Annotated in this window: 4 protein-coding genes and 1 pseudogene; 1 reads left to right on the top strand and 4 read right to left on the bottom strand. The window is 72.2% G+C overall.

From position 1 onward, the window contains the following. Positions 1 to 737 (top strand): outer membrane protein assembly factor BamD (locus AC2H6A_RS18060; protein WP_484275107.1); only part of this gene is annotated, 737 nt, incomplete at its 5' end. Here AC2H6A_RS18060 and yoaA read toward each other — a convergent pair. From yoaA to AC2H6A_RS18040, 4 genes and pseudogenes are all read right to left on the bottom strand, one after another. Then, positions 697 to 2,844, bottom strand: a complete 2,148-nt coding sequence (gene yoaA, locus AC2H6A_RS18055; RefSeq protein WP_484275106.1) for a DNA repair helicase YoaA — start codon at positions 2,842 to 2,844, stop codon at positions 697 to 699. The genes AC2H6A_RS18060 and yoaA overlap by 41 nt on opposite strands. 4 nt (positions 2,845 to 2,848) lie before the next feature. Further along, positions 2,849 to 3,049: a YdcH family protein gene (locus AC2H6A_RS18050; RefSeq protein WP_484275105.1), complete on the bottom strand. Its 201-nt coding sequence runs from the start codon at positions 3,047 to 3,049 to the stop codon at positions 2,849 to 2,851. A gap of 110 nt (positions 3,050 to 3,159) precedes the next feature. Beyond that, the gene (locus AC2H6A_RS18045) at positions 3,160 to 3,753 is read right to left on the bottom strand and encodes a hypothetical protein (RefSeq protein ID WP_484275104.1); all 594 of its coding nucleotides are present in this window, start codon (positions 3,751 to 3,753) and stop codon (positions 3,160 to 3,162) included. Then, positions 3,750 to 4,620 (bottom strand): annotated as a pseudogene (locus tag AC2H6A_RS18040) (hypothetical protein); the annotation flags it as partial. The gene AC2H6A_RS18045 and the pseudogene AC2H6A_RS18040, both read right to left, overlap by 4 nt.

Below are 4,620 nucleotides of genomic sequence, written 5' to 3'. Positions count from 1 at the left end.
CCCCGGAGCAGCGCGATCCCACCCTGGGCTGGACACCCGAGAACTTATACGCGGAGGCCCAGGACGAGATCCGCTCGGGTCGCTATGGCGCGGCCATCAAGATGCTCGAGAAACTCGAGGCCCGCTACCCGTTCGGGCGCTGGGCGCAGCAGGCCCAGCTCGACATCGCCTACGCGCAGTTCAAGGACAACGACCGCGCGCTCGCGCTGGCCTCCACCGACCGCTTCATCAAGCAGTTCCCCGCTCATCCCTCGCTCGACTACGTCCACTACCTGCGCGGCCTGATCAACTTCAACGAGCAGCAGGGCTGGCTGGCCAGCCTCGGCGGGCAGGACCTCTCCGAGCGCGACCTGCGCGCCGCGCGCGAGGCCTTCGATTCCTTCCGCGAGGTGGTCACCCGATTCCCGGACAGCCGCTATGCCGCCGACGCCGAGGCGCGCATGAAGTACCTGGTCAATTCCATGGCTGCCGGCGAGGTTCACATCGCGCGCTACTACTACAAGCGCGGCGCCTATGTGGCCGCGGTGAATCGCGCGCAGATCGCCATTCGCCAGTATCCGAACACGCCGGCCATCGAGGAGGCGCTCTTCATCGTCATGAAGAGCTACGAACAGCTCGGCCTGGATGACCTGCGGGCCGATGCCGAGCGGGTGTTGAAGGCCAACTTCCCGCGCAGCAGCCTGCTCTCCCAGGGAGTCAGCCAGGCTGATCGTCGCTGGTGGCAGGTGTGGCGCTGAGCGCCACGGGCTCGTCGAGCGCGGCCAGAAACGCCAGGGCGTCCTCGGACGACCGGGTGCGCCGGAACGGCGGCAGGCTGCGCAGCAACTGGCGGCCGTAGGCCCGCTCGGCCAGGCGTGAATCGCACACCACCAGCAGGCCTCGGTCGGTCTCGGAGCGGATCATGCGGCCGGCGCCCTGCTTCAGGGCCATGGCAGCCGCCGGCATCTGCAGGCTTCTGAAGGCGTCCTCGCCGCAGCGACGCAGGACCTCGATGCGCGCAGCCAGCACCGGGTCGTCGGGGGGCGCGAACGGCAGCTTGTCGATCACCACCAGCGAGAGCTGGCGGCCGCGCACATCCACCCCTTCCCAGAAGCTCGCGCTGCCCACCAGCACCGGCGCGGGCGCCTGCCGGAAGCGGGCGAGCAGCTCGGCGCGCGGCGCACTGCCCTGGACCAGCAGCGTGATGGGCGAGCCCTCCTGCTCGATGTGCCGGGCAAAGCGCACACCGAGCTGGTCGACCATGCGCAAGGTGGTGCACAGCACGAAGGCGCGGCCGCGGTTGGCCGTGACCAGAGGCCAGATCGCGTCAAAGACCCGCTGAGGAAAATCGGCGCCGCTCGGCTCGCCGATGCCCTGGGGCACATAGAGCAGACCGTGGGCGGGATAGTCGAAGGGGCTCTCCCAGGCATGGGTGGCCGCGTCCTCCATGCCGAGCGCGCGCGCGAAGTGCCCGAAGGAGCCGCTGACCGCGAGCGTGGCCGAGACGAAGACCCAGGCACGCGGGCGTTGCGCACGGTGACGCCGGAAGGTGCCGGCCACCGAAAGCGGCGTGGCATGCAGCGTGAGACCGGCGGCGCCGATCTCGGCCCAGGCGATGCGCTCGCCATCGGCGGCGGTGTCCTCCTGCATGACGGGGCGTGAGGCTGGCTCGGCGCCGGTTGTGTCCGTCAGGGCATCCGGCGCGTCCTCTGCCCAGGCCGAAGGCGGCGCAGCATCGGGATCGGCCGGCGCGGCCGCCTCGGGGCCGACGACCGCCCGCTCCCAGCGCTGGAGCTGATCGACCAGCTCCAGCGCGCGCAGCGCACAGCGGGTGATCTCGCGGCCACGCTCGGCCGAGCGCTCGAGCAGCGCGCGCACGCCATCGAGCTGTTCGACGGCATCGGCCACCGCGTCGAGCAGCGCCGGGCGGGCGCGCAGCGCCGCGGCATCCAGACGGGCCGGGTCGCCGGCCTGCAGCCGCAGCTCGCGCACCGATTGCTCCAGGGCGCGCGACACGGTGGTCCAGTCGGCGGCGTCGCGCGCCTCGGCCAGCCCGGCGCGCAGGACATCACGGGCGAACTCCACCAGCCGGCGCGAGGAGACCGACAGGCCGAAGAAGCCGGTAGCCACCTCGGGCAGCTGATGGGCCTCGTCGAAGATCAGCGCATCGGCGGTGGGCAGCAGATCGGCCACGCCCTCGTCGCGCAGGGCGAGATCGGCGCAGAAGAGATGGTGATTGACCACCACCACATCGGCGCGCTGCGCGGCCTGGCGTGCCTTGATGACGAAGCACTCGCCCAGGTCGGGGCACTCCTGGCCAAGGCAGTTCTCGCGGGTGGAGGTGGCCAGCGCCCAGGCGGGCGCGTCTTCGGAGACATCGGGGGCACCAGCCCGGTCGCCGGTGCGCGTGACGCCGGCATAGCGGTCGATCCGCCGCAGGTCGATGATGTCCTCGCGGCGGGCGAAGCGGCCATCGGCGAGATTGCGGCGCAGGTGGTAGCGGCACACATAGTTGGCGCGCCCCTTGAGCACCGCGCACTCGGCATGCACGCCGAGGGCGCGGACCACCTCGGGCAGATCGCGCTCGAACAGCTGATCCTGCAGGTTGCGGGTGCCGGTGGAGATCACCACCCGCCCGCCGGAGAGCAGCGCCGGCGTGAGATAGGCGAAGGTCTTGCCGGTGCCGGTGCCGGCTTCGGCGATGAGCGCGCCCTGGGTGCTGATCGCCTGGGCGATCGCGCCCGCCAGGGCGAGCTGGCCTTCACGCACCCGGTAGCCAGGAAGCGCTGCGGCGAACGGCCCCTGCGCGCCCAGCGCCTGCTGGCTCGCCTCGGCCAGGCTGGCGGGCTGGGTGGGGTGGCTCACGAAGTCAGGCGGGCTGATCAGGCACCAGCTGCATCTGCAGCAGGGTGATCGCATCCTTGATCTGCAGCTTGCGCTTCTTGAGGCGGCGCAGCTGGAGCTCGTCGAACCGGGTCTGCTGCCCGATCGCCTCGATCATGGCATCGAGACCGCGGTGCTCGAGCTGCAGTTCGGCAATCCGACGGCGGATGGATTCCGGATCGATCATGGGCGGCGGGAACGCTGGTGGCGAAGGGCAGAGACGGGACCGGCAACGGCGACCCCGGGCGCGATGATAGTCGCCCGTCCCCGCGCGGCATAGCCCACCGGCGGCCTAATCTAGCGAAGCTTCTCCCTTTCCGCCCGCTCCTTCTCGCGCGCCTCGCGCTCCTGCTGGCGACGGGCGTGACGCGCGAGGTTGAGCGCCGCCTGGCGTTCGCGCTCGGCATCGTCGAGGGCGCGGGCGGCACGCTGCGCGTCACGCGCCAGCGCCTGCGCCCGGGCAGCATCCTCGGCCTCGGGGGCGATCAGCGCCTGCTCGCGCGCCAGGGCCAGCCGCTCGGCAAGGGCCTGATTGCGCTCGAGATTGCGGGCCTCGCGCAGCACCTCGCGGGCTCGGCGCTCGAGCGCCGCGAAACGCTCGCGCGCCCGGCGGTGCTCGGTCTCGACCGCCACCCGGCAGCGGTTGACCCAGAGCCGCTCGGCACAGGCAAGCAGCGACTGATATCGATGCTCGGCCGCCTCCTCGCGAGCCACGGCCACCCGGGCCAGCGCCTCATCGGCCTGCTCCACGCTGACGATGCCTGCCGGCTCGGGCAGGGCCTCGGCCTGCGCGGGCGGCCACGCGAGCAGGGCCAGCGCACAGGCGAGGGCCACCAGCCGCGATGCCCGCCCCGCCCCGGCGGATCGGCGCAACCGGGAAAGCCGCATCATGCCGCGCTCCCCGAGGGCGGCGGCGCCGCCGACTGCAGGGCTCCGGGAAAGAATCGCGCAGTGAGACCGGCATCGGCAATGGGCGCCGGCGGCGCGATCGCGCGGCCGTGACGACGCCAGTCAGGCACCCGCAGGATGCGTTCGCAGACCCGCTTCATGCCGATGGTCTCGCGGTCGCCCACCAGCACCCCTTCGATGCGCAGGCCGCTGTCATCGCGCGCCGCGGCCAGCCGCGCCAGCAAGGCGGGTGTACAGCCGAACTCGCCATCGGAGGCGATCAGCAGATCGGCCTGCCGCCACGCAGCGGACGCGAGATCGTCAAGCACCCGCGCGAACAGATCCGAGACATCGGTGCCGCCGTGGAAGCTCTCGCCCAGAAAGCGGGCGATCTCGAACAGACCGTCCTCGCCGCCGATCTCGCGTCGGGCGAGGTTGCCGGGGCCACTCCAGGCATAGAGCAGGCAGCGGCGTCGGGTCGAGTGCGCCACCCGGGCCGCCTCGAGCACGATCGCGCGGGCCACCTGCTCGGCAGCGCCGGCCATCGAGGCCGAGGTGTCGATGCACACGATCATCGGCCCGGTGCGCAGCCGAGGCCGGGGTTGGGCCGACGGCGTCGCGGCGCGCCCCGGCCGCCGCACCCAGGTGGGGTCAGTGGCGAGTTGCCGGTGATGAAGGGTCAGCAGCGACTGGTCGGCCAGACGAGCCGCCAGCCAGCGGCGGCGGCGCCGCAACTGCGCCCATTCGCTCGCCAGCAGACCGGCCAGCTCGCCGGAACGGCGGATACCCTCGGGCTCGATCGGCGGCCCGGGCAGCGGCGAAGGTCGGGGCTCGCGCACCCAGGATGGGCGGCTGGGGTCGTCGCTGGGC

The organism is Quisquiliibacterium sp., assembly GCF_982640115.1.
This window is presented reverse-complemented; position numbering and strand designations above follow the sequence as displayed.